Origin of the sequence: Archangium violaceum Cb vi76 (assembly GCF_000733295.1) — a bacterium.
Taxonomy (GTDB): Bacteria; Myxococcota; Myxococcia; order Myxococcales; family Myxococcaceae; genus Archangium; species Archangium violaceum.
Genome location: NZ_JPMI01000087.1, coordinates 1 through 1,162 on the forward strand (window position 1 = coordinate 1; position 1,162 = coordinate 1,162).

Here is a 1,162-nt window from a genome sequence, read left to right on the forward strand (position 1 = left end):
CTGGGGCGAGAGGCGGGGCTGTTGGGCTACCCGCTGACGGACGAGACGAAGACGCCGGACGGGGTGGGGCGCTTCAACCACTTCCAGAACGGCAGCATCTACTGGACGCCGACGACGGGAGCGCGCGAGGTGCACGGACCCATCCGGGCCAGGTGGGAGTCGCTGGGCTGGGAGCGCAGCGCGCTGGGCTACCCGGTGACGGACGAGTACGCCGTCACGGGTGGCCGTGAGAGCGAGTTCCAGAAGGGCTTCCTCACGCTCAACACCGCCACCAACACCGTCACTGTCCGCATGAAGTAGCAGTCCCGGACGGTGCTCCCCTAACGCAGGATGGAAATCCCCATGAAAGTAGAAGGCATGCTGAATCCCCGTACGTGGCTGTCAGGTCTGTCATTGGCGCTGCTGCTGAGCGGTACCGGCTGCGGTTCCGAGACCCCGAATGCGGGCACGCAGGAAGAGCCCATGCAGGAGGCGACCCTCACCACGGCCCTGGCGCGGCCCAACTTCCAGGCCCCCTTCCCCTGCGGGCAGTCCTGGACGTTCAGCCACCACAGCGCCGAGGTGCGGCGCGCGCTGGACTTCGTGAAGAACGGCGGCGGCACCGACGGCCAGCCCAACGTTGCCTCCGCGGACGGCTACGCGACACAGCACTACCAGGCCAACGGCGCTGGCAACTACATCAAGATCGACCACGGTGGAGGGTGGATGACGTACTACTTCCACCTGAAATCCTTCTCGGTGGCGAACGGCACCCATGTGCGCCAGGGCCAGGAGATTGGCCGCACGGGTAGCACCGGCGCCAGCAGTGGTCCTCACATCCACTACGAGCAGCTGCTCAACGGAGTGGGCCAGGACATCGTCATCAATGGAGTGTCTCTGGCCCCCTACCCGGGCAGTTATGGCTCCAGGAGCATCACCAGCAACAACTGCGCCCGTTGCGAGATCCTGGGGGACATCAAGGTGAAGTACGACGCGGTGAACGGCCCCGTGCTGCTGGGCGCGTGCCAGGCCGGTGAGCTGGCGACGCCGGACGGGGTGGGGCGCTTCAACCACTTCGAGCGCGGCAGCATCTACTGGACGCCCACGCTGGGCGCCCACGTGGTGATGGGGCAGATCCGCATCAAGTGGGAACAGCTGGGCTGGGAGCGCGGCGTCCTGGGTT

At 66.5% G+C, this 1,162-nt stretch carries 2 protein-coding genes; both read left to right on the forward strand.

The annotated features are described in order from the left end of the window. The coding region (locus Q664_RS14030) for an LGFP repeat-containing protein (RefSeq protein WP_235216694.1) at positions 1-300 on the forward strand (300 nt) is incomplete at its 5' end. 57 nt (positions 301-357) lie between these two features. Beyond that, positions 358-1,162: peptidoglycan DD-metalloendopeptidase family protein (locus Q664_RS14035; RefSeq protein ID WP_160174404.1), on the forward strand; the 805-nt coding region annotated here is incomplete at its 3' end.